The organism is Colwellia sp. PAMC 21821, from assembly GCF_002077175.1.
Taxonomy (GTDB): domain Bacteria; phylum Pseudomonadota; class Gammaproteobacteria; order Enterobacterales; family Alteromonadaceae; genus Cognaticolwellia.
Genome location: NZ_CP014943.1, coordinates 4,281,902 through 4,297,565, shown reverse-complemented (window position 1 = coordinate 4,297,565; position 15,664 = coordinate 4,281,902). Strand labels below are relative to the sequence as shown.

Below are 15,664 nucleotides of genomic sequence, written 5' to 3'. Positions count from 1 at the left end.
TAACGTCGTAATGATGATTAATCAGCTGCTTATTCAAGCCTCAATACTTTGATAATAGATTGATAATACATTGTCAATTTAACCAAAACTATCAAAGTATGTATAAAGTCTGATTATGCTAACCGCTCATCAGGTTTTTAGTGCCCCCACCTAGGATGAATTACCCCTTAATAGTGTCTTGCGCGCTTTGATCTTTAATGAGTGGCAGGTTCGCCGCCTCACGTTTAATTTCTTTAATATCTTGATTGATAACAAGACACAAAGCCGGTAAGACTAATAAACACACAATCGTAGTGAATAAAATACCAAAACCTAACGATACCGCCATAGGAACAACAAACTGAGCTTGTCGTGATGTTTCAAACACCATCGGCGCTAAGCCAAAAAACGTAGTAATAGTCGTGAGTAAAATCGGCCTAATGCGCCTTCTACAGGCTTCTTTAATAGACTCCATTGCAGAGAGACCTTGAGCCATTTTTTTATTCGCATACTCCACGAGGATCAAACTGTCGTTAACCACCACGCCAGCGAGTGCTAGCATCCCCATTAAACTCACCACACTTAAGCCAAACCCCAGTGCCATATGTCCTAGAATAGCGCCCACAGCACCAAAAGGAATAATAGCCATAATAATTAATGGTTGAGAATAACTTCTAAAGGCAATTGCCAATAACATATATATCCCTGCTAACGCAAACCCTGTTCCTAGCTCTAGCCTAGAAACACTGTTGGCTATTTCTTCTTGATCACCACCAAAGACAACGTTAATGCCTGGGTAGCGCCCTTCTAGTTCAGGTACCAAATGATTTCTCACCAGTTTGGTTACGGCGGGTATATTTTCTTCAGGCAGTATTTCAGCCCCTACTTTTTCTACACGTTGCCCCTTGCGACGCAGAATAAAACCCGGTGCTAAGACTTTATTTATGGTTGCTACGCTGCCAAGCGGTGCGTAACCACCTGCTTTAGTGCGCACTAGCATTGACTCTATTTTATTTACATCTGTACGTTCGTGTTCAGGTAATCTCACTAACGTCGTCACTTCATTACGTAGGCGATGTTGTCTTTGCGCTCTTGCGCCGTATAAAGATGCGCGCATTTGAGCTGATAAATCAGCGGCATCTAAACCCAAGGCCCTGCCGTTTTGATTAAGCGTTAATTTCCACTGAGGTTTACCTTCTTCCATTGAATTAACGGTGGCAACAACATATTCATTAGTATCAAGAAAGTCGACGGTCTCTTGAGCCGCCAGTGCAAGTACACCGCTATCACTGTGACGAAGTTCTATGGTTAACGAGGCTGTAGCTAATGCACTAGAGCCACGCCTTGCGCCGCTAAAGCTTAACTTGCCCAGTTTAGCTAAAGGCTTTGCATGTTCACGCCAAAATTCTTTTATATCACTTGTCGCGTATTCACGCTCTTCACTCTCAACTAACAACAAAGCCACTTCAACACTATTCTCGCGAATGATGCTTCGAGTGCTCACCACGCTGCTTTGCAGTGCTCTATCTTTGATCATAGACTGCGCACTTTTCTCGAGTGCATCTCTTAATATAAACGCTTCTTTTTCTGTCGTCGTTTCAGAAATCACATAACTAGCTTTTACCCAACGTCCATCTAATTTAGGATATAAACTAAAGCCCATTTTTCCGCTAAGCGCATAGGCAATCACGATGCAGAAAATAAAACTGGCAATAGATAAAACTAAACTAGGCCAATTCAAACATTTGTTAAGCAGTGGAAAGTAAATATTTTCAATAAAATGGTTTAATTTACTATTGCATGTGTTTTGTATACCACTAAACCATTGTTCAAATTTATTGGGTCTTTTTTCTTTAATATGGGCCAAATGTGACGGAAGAATAAATAACGCCTCAACCCAAGAAACCGCAAAGCAAAGTACAACAACAATAGGAATTGCGCCAAATAATAACTTCATGCTGCCCGGCAGTAACAACAGCGGTAAAAAGGCGACAATGTTGGTTAAAATAGCGTAGGTGAGCGGCTTAGCAACTTCATTTGCCCCTTTGATTGCAGCTTGCTCAAATGACATACCGTCTTGCATATGCGAATAAATATTTTCACCGGCAATAATCGCATCATCAACAACAATGCCTAATGCCACAATAAAACCAAACATTGACACCATATTGATAGAGACATCAAAACTGGGTAAAAATAACATTGCGCCTAAAAAAGCACTGGGGATGCCGGCGACAACCCAAAAGGCGAGTTTAAATTGTAGGAAGATGCTCATAATTATTAAAATTAATAGCAAACCTATAAAGGCATTACTTAATAATAAACTTAAGCGTTTTTGATAATTTTTTGCATCGTCATCAACTATCGCAATGCCCGCATTAGGTGGCAGCATAACCAGTATTTCTGGCCACATGTTTTCAATGGCATCGGCAATTTGTGACGGTGTTTGCTCACCCATGCGATAAATATTTAACTGTACCGATAATTGCCCATTGTAGGTCACTAAATCACGAATATCGGCAAAACCTTCAGTCACATTCGCTATTTCACCCAGTGTAACTTGATCGCCAGATTTATCTGAAATAAGCGGCACTTTGGCTAAATCTTCTGCCCAAAACTCGCGTTGATCAACAGAGACAAGAATATCACCATTATCGCCTTTTATTTTACCCGCAGACTGCTCTACAACATTCTTTTTTAGTATGGTCGCAATTTGATTTAAGGTTAAGTTATAGGCTTGTAAATCTGTTTGAGCGACTTCTACATGAATTTCTTCACTTGGAATACCTCTAAGCTTAACTTGTGAAATGTAGGGCGATTGTAAAATACGATCACGGATTTGTTCAGTAAGACGTTTCAGGGCAAAACGATCTAAATCAGCATGAACAATAAGCTCCATAACATCAGCAATACGCGTATCTAACTTAACACTGGGCCTTTCTATACTGGCTGGAAAAGAAGATATACGGTTTACCGCTTGCTGTGCATCTTGATAAATTTTCTGAGGATGTGAACCCGCCTCTAATTCTGCCGTAACTCTGATCCACCCGGTACCAATAAAGGTATCGACTCGACTAATACCATCAATATTTTGCAGAGCAGATTCTACCGGTGCTGCTATCCCTATTTCCATTTCACTGGGCGCAGCACCTGGATAAGATATCCTGACAGAAACCGTGTCACGAGAGGTTTCTGGCATGTATTCTTTGCGGATCATAAACGACATGACCAAGCCACCAAAGATTAAGGTCAGCATCAATAAATGTGGTGCTACCTTATGCTTGATCATCCACGTTATGGGATTAACGCTCATCAGTTAGGCCCTTTACTTTTGTCTCTAGTGCTACTTTTTTTACTCTATTTCCTCTGTTTTCTCTTGTTTTGACTTGTAAACCGATAGCGGCAATCCCAGGTTTTTCTGTTAACGCTTTATCACCTATTTCAAAGGTCGATTTAATATAAATAACCTCACGTCCTTTAAACAACACCTCAACCGCTCTTTTTTGTAATGTACTGTTTTTATCCACTACCCAAATAGTATTGTCGGGTTGTAGCCAAGGGTGCTTAATCACCCAAGCATTTTTAATTGGCTTACCTTTAAGCTCTACATTTAAAAAGTCATTAATAAATACTTGAGGGCTATTGTTGTCTGCAATTTTAGGAGAGTCGATGGCAAGTAACACTTTAACTTGCCTGTCTTTGCTGTCTAACTCAGGTAAAATTGAAATAAAGCGTGCTTGGCGTGTTTTCCCTTCGCCCCAAAGGCGTGTTTGAGATATTTCAGCAGGTTGTCCTCGATCAAGCAAAGGTAAAAATTTATGGGGTATTTTAACTTCTATCCAATAAGTGTCGGTATTAACCACTGAAAATAGCAACGTATTGTTCGATACTTTACTCGCAAGGCCTACAGATTTGCTCATAATACTACCGTCAAAAGGCATTAAAACCGTTGTCCTTTTTAAGTTTAACTCGGCTGTTGCAACATTATTCATTGCTACTGATACTTTTGCTTTAGCCACCGTCAATTGTGGCTCTCGCAGAACTAAAGATTCATCTACACCCAAGTTTTTATGATGATTGAGTAACGACAACTCTTCTTTTGCTATTATTTGATCCGCTTCTTCAAGTTTAAAGCTCGCTTGGGCTTGGGCTAGCTGAGCTTGTTGCGACTGCAGCGCTAATTCAAAATCTATCGCTTCAAGTTTAGCTAACCACTGGCCTTTTTTAAGATGCCCACCGGGTAGAGCTAACGGGTTAATGGCTTCAATATTTCCTGATACACGCCCATAGACGTTTACTGACTCTGCAGGAATAACAAAGCCAGATGCTTGCCAAAAAGGCACAACCGACCCCTTAACTAACTCACTGGTTTGCACAGTACGTAAACCCTTAGCTTTATTTTTTTTAAAGTTAGTTGAGGTTTGAGCATCCGCATTTAAAATAAAGTAACCAACTACACCACCGAGTAAGAGAATACATATCGGCAATAATTTGTTTTTAACTACTAAAAAGCCCATTAAGACTGTTTTCCTATATTAATATGATTATTATCTTTGGTCAGTATTTCAGGTGAGAAATCGCCATGACTTAACTCTCTGTATAATAAAACCCGATTTACCATGACCTTTTTATTTGCGTCGATAATTTGTCTTTCCAGTAACAAAATACTCTCTTGTGCTTTAAGCAGGTTTAAGTAATTCGTTTTACCATTTAAATATTTAATGGTGGTTAGTTTTTCAGTCCGTTTAGCCAAATCTAACTGGGATGATAGGTTTATAGCTACTTTAGATAATTGAGCTTCGTTTACAAGGACTTGGTTCACCGCAGCAATGGCTTCTAACCACACCTGTTGGTAGTCGAATATTAGTGCTTCTACAATTAATTTTCGTTGCTCAACAATTGATTTTTTTATCCCTGAATCAAAGAGTGGCAAAGTAAGTGCAGCAATTAAATTTCCTGACCAATCGTCCAGTACTTCTTTTATCGAGGTGTTTGAAGTTGAATAATTAGCCCTGAGTGTAATGCGAGGGTATTGATCAGTAATGGCAACCGCTAAATTTTCATTAGCCGCTTGAATTTTAGCAAATGCTTGTTCAATATCAGGACGAAACTTTAGCACCTCCATCGGGATGCCCATTGCAGGTAGTGAAGGTAAGTGAGGTAAAATACTGAGGTCTACCTCAATTAATTTATCTGTTGTTATGCCTAACCAAAGCGCTAATGTTTGTTGATTAATATAAAGCTCAGCAATGTTTTTCTCCTGCTGCACTTCAATGCTTTTTAATAAATTTTGTTGCTGCCAAATATTAGTAACAGAATTTTTACCCATGGCAAAACGCCGAGAAATAATCGTTAACGCATCATGTGTACGTTGAAATTGATTAGCTAAGACAATTTTTTTCTGTTGCTCTGAAACTAAGCCGAGCCAAGCATTAGTGATATTACCAGCAACCAGGTTTGCACGTGCACGATATATAGCCTCTTGCGATTTATAATCCCAAACCGCTTTATTTTCAACTGCTATTATGCCACCCCAAATATCAAGTTCCCAACTTGAGCTTAGCCCAACAGATGAGTTACTAATATCGCCAAAATCATCAAAACTGGAAGATGCGCTGGCATTAAAATTTAACGTAGGATAAAACTCAGCTTCTGCAATGTTGGTATTAATCGCGCTGTTTTTTAACCGAAGATCTTGCGCTTTGAGAGAGAGGTTATCTTTAAGACCTTGGGAAACCAATTGAGACAGTTCGTCGTTATTAAAACTATTCCACCAATTGATATCAAGTTTCTGCTGCCCTTCGTTGATAAAAGAGGTTGAATAGTCAATGTCTTCAAGCACAACATCATTTGTTAGTGTGCAAGACGATAACATGAGGATAATAAATAAAACTTTAAAATACATATACCTAATTTCTATAGTTGCGACTATTTTACTAATATTTTTCAATATATAACGTATTAAAATCCAATGATTCCATTCAATTGTCGGTTTATTTTATTGCTGCATCAATCACTCATGCATAACGTTTTGTCATAAAAATCCACGGTTGATTCTTGTAAACTGAGCACTTACCACACAACAAACAACAAACAACAAACAACTGATATTTATAAACATAGTACCTTTAATCAAGACTAAAAATCAAAAAGTATATTACACATAAAGCCATAAAATATCGGCAATTTAAGTTAAATCAAATTCTAATTACCTTATATAAATGATTATTTTAGTGATTATACTTTTTAATTGCTGATAATTGACTATTACTATTTTTTATAACTGTTTCTTTGTCACTGTTTCCTTGGGCCTTAAACTACAAGACCCAAGCGTTCTTATAACTAACGACAAGAAACGTGTGTAATTATGCAGTTAATCAATAGGTTAATCTGATAATGGTTTATCTAAAGTAATATCGAAAAACCTAAATCCACCTGTTGGTAACTGAATATTCAACTTGCCATTTGTTGCTTTAAATTCATCGCCAGCCAAAATATCTTTAATGGCTTTAGGTGATATTGTATTAAAAGTTACCTCAGCTAATGCTGATTGTGGATTAATGTAACCACCATCAACCAAAGTTAAACGTAAGTTAGTCGGTGAGGTTTGCGCGACAACCCAAGCTACATTGCCCTTAACTGTAATGGGTAATAGCTTTGATTTATCCTTAATACTTTTTTCTACCGTTTTATAAAATTCTTTTGCTGGAAAACGTTGTTTACCATCTGCAGAAACATACTCTCTACCGTCAGTTAAATACTCTTGCATAATATTTTTATAAATCGGGTGTAGATGATCAACTAAAGCACCTCGAGCAGCTTTGTGATCAGCAAAAACACCCTGTTGTGGCGGCGTGATTAACACTAAGCCATTCGGGTATTCAGGTAAGAAACCTAAACGTCTTTCTTTAACACCTGCAGCATAGCGTGAAAAGTCCCATTCAGTAACAGGAGCCCCTGGCCATGAGCCATTAAGTCGGCTGAATACCATTGGGTTTTCATCTTCAACCTTTTGATCGAATAATGACGTTGTTTTAACATTACTGCCTTCATCCAGGTAATGATCATCTGGCGGTAACATACCAATATTTACCGGTGAGTAACTCAATATTTCATGAGGTTTAGGTACATACAGTGCGCCTTTGCCAATTAAATCCCAGAAGGTTTTCATATGTGCTTGGTCAACCGGGAAGTTATTAATATAGGTGGCGCCGTTCGCTACGCTGTATATGTATTGACGTAAAGCATGGTTAGGCAGCATTTGATGTGAATGCTGTCTTAATCGATCATAACTGGTGTTATCGCGAGCTAAACGCGCACCCCAATTATTAACCGACCCACTCGCCCATAAACCAGTTCTAGCGGCAACGCTTAATTCCATTGATTTATCGGTAGTTTCTTCCATTGCTGGTACAAAAACATCGGCAAATTCACCTGAAAGTAATCTTGACCAGCCTTTTTTATAAATCATTGATTGCCAGAACGTGTGTTTGTTTCTTAAAAACAAGTTGCCGTTGAGCTCTTGAGCCGCTTCTGCCAAAGGGAACATAAAGTCCTCTAGCATTATTTCAAAGTCTTTATCGTAGTGAGCCACTTCAGGAAAAATTAATACTGATTTTTTCCCATCAGCCACTTTTAAGGTTTTAATATGGGTGTCTAAACTCCGGTAGTATGGATCGTTACCATGGCCACCCCAATAGGCGGCGCCAACATCACCACGGTAGAGTTTTTTGGCTTTTTCTAATATTTCATTTTGTGATAAATCATATTTTTTTCTTCGGTCACGTTTTTTTTGATAAACCTTAGTCGGTATAATCGAACGGTCCCACTCTTCAGTACCCAGATTACCTGAATCAAGGAATATCGGACTATCGTATTCTTTGGTGATTTTTTTAACCACTTGTTTTGATGTCTTATTTACATCTGACATTAAATATACAGGTAATGGTTTATGGTTATATTTTGTTTCTTGGTAATGCGTTAACTGTTGGTTTACCTTGTCAATATTATTTAAAATAGCGGTAATTTTTCCAGGAGGATTTAAGTTTTCAAATTGTTTGTCCCAGCCTTGCTTCGCTAGATCTAAAACGTGAATGCTGCTACCACCACTTTGACTACTCGCTAAAATAATTTTATTAGTTGCGGGGTCTTTCCACATATCGTTAAACGAATACTTGCCAGTTACCACACTACTTTTAGTTTTTTTCATGGTGGCAGGAATAATAGTTAAACTATTGCCATAAAGAATAAGTATACTTTTTTCACCTTGATACTCAACAAGTTCAGTTTGTGCGACACGATAGCCAAATTTAGCAAATATAGGTGATAGTTTCTTTAATGAAATAACTGTTTGAGACTTTGTTTTAGGATCATATAAGGCGATGCCTTGGCTTTGCATTTTAGTGCTGCCTAAAAGTATCTCTTGATTTCCGTCGTCATTAACATCCACTACACGTAAATCACCAATAGGTGAACGCGTTGCTTTTAATGAATTAGAAACAAATGGCTTATCGTCAAGTGGGTTAAATAAATAGATAGCGCCAGTGCCTTGCATTGAGTTAACAACACCTTGCACCGCTAAAATCTCACTACCATCGGCCTGTTTAAGGGCTCTTAAAAAGTTGATTGAATGACGTTTAGCTGGTTGAGAACGTGCTTTGGGGTTATCTTTGGTCGCTTTGTTTGGACGCGCTTGTTCAATAGAATAAGTTGACGAAGCAATGGTCTTTATTAATTTACCCTGAGTGTCTAAATAATAAAAATTATTATCAAAACCACCGGCAACCACATAAGAGGTATTATCTTTTTTTATGGTGGTAACTGAGTACATAGGTGCATCGTTAACTTTAAATGACCATTTCAATTGACCTTTGTCTGATAAACAATACACATGACCATCAGCATTGGCGGTTAATATTTCGTCATTACCGTCACCGTTAATATCTTGTGTCCAAACGTCATGATTCATGTAACCAGATAATTTATTTTCCCATAAAACTTTACCGTCATAATCTACCGCTAATAAAGTCCCTTCGTAACTAGAGCCTACGATGTATGAACCTGACTTTTGGTTGGCTGATCTCACTTTACTGATGGTGTATGGGGTTTCAATACTGTACAACGCTGACGTTACATCAGGTGTTAATCTACTTGGACTAGCAACAGTGCAGGCACTTGTTACCAATGTACTTAATACAAGGAATGACATTTTATTGATTATAGTTTTCATTTTTAACATCCTACATTGAGTCTTATACTCAAATATTTATTTGTTCTGATTTATTTATTTTTCTGCTTTACTCAGTGACTGACATTGATATCACTGAAGCCGGTATTATTTTTTTCAATAACATTTTCACTGTCACTTGATACTAATACGATGAGCGGACGTTTAAATCCTTTAGCGGTATTATCCGTTAATTTACTATTTTTTGAGTAATGTAAATCGATACTTGGGTATTTATCAATTGAAGGATAAGTATCACTAAAAACAATGGTGTTATCGGCTACCGTTAAACCATCAACTGAAAGTGCATGCACCATTAAACCATTAAAGCTGTGTATGGTATTGCCGGTAAACGTTATGTTTTTATGATATTGCCCTTCGCCAATTCGTTGTTGTGGCGTTAGCATAGGTGCTGCAAATAACGGATAGGCGTCTTTGCCAGAAAACCCAATATTATCAAAAGTATTATTTCGAATAGTAACGTCTTGAACCGCGCCTGATTCATACCATTTTTTGTTATCGCCTTCGATTAAAATTCCGTGCATTTGTGAATTAAAATAATTATTTTCAATTAACACTTTTCCTTTCGTGGTGATTAACGCACCGCGAGCGCGGTTTTCTCTAAATTTATTATTACGAATAACAACATCAGGATTCCACGTAAGGTTTTCAAATGATAATGGACCGCTAGGCATGTTTTTAGGGACATCATTTAAAGTAATAACAAAGCGTTTTTCATTTATCTCGCGAACGCTTTTGATTGAGGTTTTAAAAAAGGGTAAGACTGTTTCACGTGATAAAATAGCAATTTCATCGCCCGCTTCACCAAAAACTAGCCCCATTTGTTGAAAGTGACTAATAGAGGCAATAAATTCTTTATTGCCTAAGTAACTATCGACGTTAACATAAGCACCATGTACGTTAATGCCGTCATCTAGCATGTGCTCTAATATACTGTTTTCTACTTTAATAAGTCCTTTACAACCAACAAAGTGTGTTGCATCAGCACGCGTGGCGACATAGCGCCCTTCTGCTGACGTAACGTTAAAGTTATTTAAATCAATGTTATTTGTGCGTTCAACAATAAGTGCCATGCCCCCAGCGTCAAGTACCGTAACATTTTCAATATGAATATCACTTGAGTTAGTAATATGAATACCAGGAACTAGACGACTCGTAGGATGCACACCATATACGACTAAAACGCTGCCAATAGGTGGTGGTGATCCTTTGCCAATATTTTCAAACTTTAAACGTTGTTCATTTAATTTAGTCACTTGGGTTGTTAAGCCGCTTATTGAGTAACGGTTAGTGTTAAAAATAGGCGAGCGTGTTTTAGGGTCAAAGACAATATTTGAGCCGATTGGATCCCATTGACCAAATCGTTCAAATAAAATTTGACCAGCCTCAATTTTATAGGGATATAACTGCGGGTCGATTTCAACAATAAAACTTTTATCTTTCTCATTGCGTTCGACAATCGATAGTTCAGCATGATATGAACGAATAAAATCAATACTAAAGTTCTTTAATGTTGCGCCTTCAACACTTTCTAATGTGAAAGGCACAATACGACCGTGAAACATGAATGTAGACCCACCGCCGTCCACGGTAACATTTTTAGCGTTATACAGTGGAAAAGCCATTCGTTTTAAACCGTTGTCATGGTTAGCAACATAACGGTATTTTTCAGTGGCATTTTCTGGATAAAAGTCATACTGGCCTTTAGGAAAAATGATAGTTGCATTGGTTTCATCACCAATTTTATTAATCAATAAATTGAGCTTATAACTCGCGTCTTCTCCGGGCACAATGCCATAATCAGCTACATTGTAGTCTTTGGCATTTGCGCCATTTATTAAAAAAGTTAAACTCAATACTGAAAACAACAGTTTTTTCATCAGGTATTTCTCTTATCTCTTGTTAGCTCTTATCATTAAAGATTATTTAGTACATTTAATCCGACTACAGGCTTATTCGTGTAACCACTTTACTACCCAAGGGTCTTTCGTTTCTTTTTGAAATTGCATTAATTTGGCCATTAAACTTTCTTTAACCGCTAAGTAGTCAGGATCATCAGCTAAGTTTTTACTTTCACTGGGGTCAGCCGATAAATCAAATAATTCAAAAGCAGGACGATGAATAAAATTGTCGATAGTTTTGCTACCTAAAACATTTATATTTGCCTTTAACGTACTTTGCCATGTACTTGATTTGTATAAGTCATTAGCAAACGGGTAATCTAAACCGCTAGCGATATTCCAAACCAATTTGTACTTACCGCTTCTTATCATACGCATTGGGTAATACATGGTAATTTCATGAAAACTGTGTGAGCCATAAATGGTGTTCCAGTCTTCATGTTTCGTATTCGTGTTTGTTAATACCGGTTTAAATGTACGGCCATTAAAATCAGCTTTATCATAATCAGCATCGGCAAAGTCTAGCGCTGTTGGGGTTAAGTCAGTCCAAGAAATAAGCTCAGTGACTTTTTCGCCTGCACGTTGCGCATAAGCCTTAGGTAATTTAACAATTAATGGCAATTTAACACCTGGCTCATAAATGGTTGTTTTAGCGCCAGGCATGGCTGAGCCATTGTCTGAAAAATAGAAAATTATGGTATTGTCATAAACGCCTGCATCTTTTAAAGACTGCACCAGCACACCCATGGTATTATCTACACGTGAAATTGACTCGTATTGCTCTGCAAGTTCGCGTCTTGTAGCTGGGGTATCATTTAAGTAATCCGGCACGGTAACTTTGCTTGGCTCATAATTTAGCCTAGCCATTCCCTCACCAAGATCTTTTTTATTACCAAATACGTTATCGCCCAACGTATTGGTTTTTCCGCTTCTATGCGGGTCATTAGTCGCTAAGTATAAGAAAAAAGGTTTACTGTCTTTTTTGGCAATAAAGCTTTGTGACGCTAAGGCCATGCCAACCGTATTTCTTGAACCATCAGGCTTATATACTTTGAAATCTTCTAAGACTTCATCAAAATGATAAACTTTTTCAGGTCCTACATGATATTTACCCACGCGAGCTGTGCGATATCCTGCTTTAGCAAGTCGAACAGGCAAACTTTTAATTTTATCAAAGGTTCTAAAATGATGAATACCATGGTCATGCCCATACTGGCCGTTAGCATGGTTGTGCAAGCCCGTTAAAATAACAGAACGACTAGCACTACAACTTGCTGTTGTTGCATAGGCATTTTCAAACAATAAACCTTCAGAAGCTAGCTGATCTAAATTAGGTGTTCTGATGGTATTGTTACCGTATGCCCCTAGCGCTTCGCGGCCATGATCATCAGCAATAAAGAAAACGATATTAGGCGCTTTGTCAGGGGCTGTTTTTATTTGGTCTTGGTTGGCAGCCAAAGCACTGACACTAGAACAACATATCAGCGTACTTAATAAAATTACTGCTTTATGGTGAAAATTCATTTTTTAACCTTATTTAATTTCAACTTTCAATTAAAAAAGCCAACCCAAAGTTGTTACGGTTTATTGGCTTAAAAATTTATAAACTGTGGTAGATGTATAAGTACTATTTGGCGTTAACACATAGGTTGGAAATTCAACTTCGGCTGGCGAATTAGGTAACTGACCTGTTTCCAAACAAATACCATATTGTGGTGAGTAAGCCTGTTGATATTTCCCTATAACATTTTCATTCAAATAATTTGCGCTGTATATCTGTAAACCATCTTCTGTTGACCACACTTGCAACGACCGGCCAGATTGTTTTTCTGACAATTCGGCGACTAAATTAAGTGAAGATTTTATAGCATGATATTCATGCTTCCTTATTTTAATCATGCTTTTATCTATTAACCAATAATGGTCATAACCCTGCGCAATTTCTAATTGCGTATGATTTTTATTAATATCTTTTGCAATGGCTTTAGCTTTTCTAAAGTCAAACGGTGTATTAGCAACAGATTTAATTTCCCCTGTAGGAAATCCATCGTTTGCCAGTGGTAAATATGAATCGGCATGTACGATTAAATCATGTTTTAATACATTGTTATTCTTTTTAGCAGCTAAATTAAAATAACTGTGTTGTGTTAAGTTTATAACCGTTTTTTTATCTGTATTGGCTTTATAATTTATGACTAATTCATTTTGTTGATTAACCGTATAACGAACATGAACAAGTAAATTCCCTGGGTAACCTTCTTCTCCATCAGGGCTTAAATAACTTAATGTTAAGCTAGCACTATCATCATTTTGTTGAGTTTTTGCATTCCACAAGACTTTATCAAAGCCTTTATTGCCTCCATGTATTTGATGAGGCGGTCGATTAAGAGAAAGCTGATGTTTTATACCCGAAATACTGATATTTCCATCGCGAAGACGATTAGCAAAACGACCAACAATGGCACCAAAATAACGATTTTTAGTTTCATAATCAGCTAAATTATCAAAACCAAGCACAACATCCGCTAATTTACCTTGCTTATCTGGAACCAAAATCTCGGTGATGATCCCGCCATAGTTAATCACTTTAACGGTGATACTACCGGCCTTTAATGTATACAAATCAACTTTGTTACCATTGCTCAGTTCACCATACTCTTCACTATCAATACTGACATTTGCTTTCGCTTCATAACTAAAGACAAAAAAGCTCAGCAATAAAAAAATAAAAGTGATTAATTTGATACTGCAAATTTTATGTAATTTCAAATTAAACACTCCTATAATTTTTAATTGAGAGAGCTAGTGCTAATTGCTGTTATAGCCTTAACCATCATCGTGTTAGTGATTAGACTAATAGCTATCAAATAACTTATTCTTTATTAATAATGTTGGTCAGCGTGGCTGCTAAGCGTGTTGCGATGTCAGGATATTGCGCAATAACATTATGCTGTTCTTTTAAATCCTTTGATAAGTCAAACAATTGCGCTTCGCTAGATAAACCATTTTCTACGGTCTTATTAGACAACCAGTCCGGTGTTTCACCAGAGAATGGTGCAATATATTTCCAGTTGTTTTCACGAAGTGACAAAGTAAATGACTCTTCCAACATAACGCTTCGGCCTTCGCCATCAACATTTAATAGTGCAGGTAAAATATCTTGGCTATCAATGGCTTCGGTTGAAGGAACGTCAACACCAACCAAGGTAGCTAATGAGCGATAGAAATCAATTTGACTGACTAACGCATCACTATCGCCATTAACTTTTATTCCATTTGGGTAAGTAACAATCATAGGTACACGTGTACCTGCTTCATAGGCACTGTATTTTCCGCCTCTAAAAGCTCCTGAAGGATCATGATCACCTAGCATTTCTACTGCAGCATCATCATAGCCATCATCGAGCACTGGGCCGTTATCACTTGAAAAAATAATGAGCGTGTTTTCATATAAGCCAAGTTTTTTTAACTCATCTACAATCTGCCCTGTCATCCAGTCCATTTGTACAATGGCATCACCACGGCGACCCATACTAGTTTTGCCAACAAACATTTTGTTCGGCGCTCTAGGGACGTGAATATCTGAAAACGGAAAGAAAAGCATAAAGGGTTCATCTTTGCTTTCTTGCATAAAGGTTTTCGCTTTATCAGTAAAAACAAACGGGAAGTCTTCATCAACCCATTCAGCGGCTTTACCACCTGACATCCAGCCTATTCGACTAATTCCATTAACAATGGTCGCGCTATGTTGTAGATCAGCACCCATTTTCAATAACTCAGGTGCTTCTGTGCCTAACGGTCGATCACTAATATCTTCTGCATAACTTACTTTAATTGGGTCATTAGGATCTAATCCCACTACATGGTGGTTTTCTAAGTAAACGGTAGGTACACGGTCCCCTGTTGCTGGTAGTAGAAAGCTATAGTCGAAACCTAACTCTATTGGACCTGGCTTAACCGCTTTATTCCAATCAACGAAGCCATCACCTAACCCTAAATGCCATTTACCCACCACGGCCGTTTTATACCCAGCCTCTTTAAACACTTTTGGGAGCGTGGGTTTTGTATGATCAATAATTAATGGTGCATCACCCGGCAAAATAGCGGCTTTATTGCGAAAAGCATATCTTCCAGTTAACAATGAAAAACGTGAAGGCGTGCAGGTAGATGCAGAACTATGTGCATCAGTAAAGCGAATACCATCTTGTGCTAAGGCATCAATATTAGGTGTTGAAACACTGGTAGCCCCATAACTTGATAAATCACCATAGCCCAGATCATCAACATAAAAAATCACAACATTCGGCTTTTGAATATTTGCTGTTGCTTCTTTAGTCGGCTCAGTTGTTACTTGTTCACTACAAGCTAACAGCCCTAATAATGAAAAACATATTCCCGACAAATATAATTTGTTTTTTCTCACCTTTAACACTCCAAAGTACAATCAAAAAATAAGGTTTAACGCTAAACCCAAATATCACATAAAAATCTATAAAAGGCAATTCAAATATAAAAGTTATAAATAATACAATGATAA

At 37.6% G+C, this 15,664-nt stretch carries 8 protein-coding genes; all 8 read right to left on the bottom strand.

What is annotated here, in order from left to right; genetic code table 11:
* Nucleotides 1–160: 160 nt before the first annotated feature.
* On the bottom strand, nucleotides 161–3,292 hold the full coding sequence (locus A3Q33_RS18015; RefSeq protein ID WP_081181158.1) for an efflux RND transporter permease subunit: 3,132 nt from the start codon (nucleotides 3,290–3,292) through the stop codon (nucleotides 161–163).
* The gene (locus tag A3Q33_RS18010; RefSeq protein ID WP_081181157.1) at nucleotides 3,282–4,496 is read right to left on the bottom strand and encodes an efflux RND transporter periplasmic adaptor subunit; all 1,215 of its coding nucleotides are present in this window, start codon (nucleotides 4,494–4,496) and stop codon (nucleotides 3,282–3,284) included. The genes A3Q33_RS18015 and A3Q33_RS18010 overlap by 11 nt, the downstream gene beginning before the upstream one ends.
* Entirely contained in the window at nucleotides 4,496–5,884 is a 1,389-nt protein-coding gene (locus A3Q33_RS18005; RefSeq protein ID WP_081181156.1) for a TolC family protein, read from the bottom strand. The genes A3Q33_RS18010 and A3Q33_RS18005 overlap by 1 nt, the downstream gene beginning before the upstream one ends.
* Before the next feature lie 480 nt (nucleotides 5,885–6,364).
* Nucleotides 6,365–9,208, bottom strand: coding sequence for a PQQ-binding-like beta-propeller repeat protein (locus A3Q33_RS18000; protein ID WP_196798002.1), 2,844 nt, complete (start codon nucleotides 9,206–9,208; stop codon nucleotides 6,365–6,367).
* A 71-nt stretch (nucleotides 9,209–9,279) separates the two neighbouring features.
* Nucleotides 9,280–11,106, bottom strand: coding sequence for a right-handed parallel beta-helix repeat-containing protein (locus A3Q33_RS17995; RefSeq protein ID WP_081181155.1), 1,827 nt, complete (start codon nucleotides 11,104–11,106; stop codon nucleotides 9,280–9,282).
* A gap of 72 nt (nucleotides 11,107–11,178) precedes the next feature.
* Nucleotides 11,179–12,651 carry a sulfatase family protein gene (locus tag A3Q33_RS17990; RefSeq protein WP_081181154.1) on the bottom strand — a complete coding sequence of 491 codons (1,473 nt, stop codon included), beginning with the start codon at nucleotides 12,649–12,651 and terminating at the stop codon, nucleotides 11,179–11,181.
* 60 nt (nucleotides 12,652–12,711) lie between these two features.
* On the bottom strand, nucleotides 12,712–13,896 hold the full coding sequence (locus A3Q33_RS17985) for an aldose epimerase family protein (RefSeq protein ID WP_196798001.1): 1,185 nt from the start codon (nucleotides 13,894–13,896) through the stop codon (nucleotides 12,712–12,714).
* Between the two features lie 103 nt (nucleotides 13,897–13,999).
* Entirely contained in the window at nucleotides 14,000–15,550 is a 1,551-nt protein-coding gene (locus tag A3Q33_RS17980) for a sulfatase family protein (protein WP_081181152.1), read from the bottom strand.
* Nucleotides 15,551–15,664: the final 114 nt, after the last annotated feature.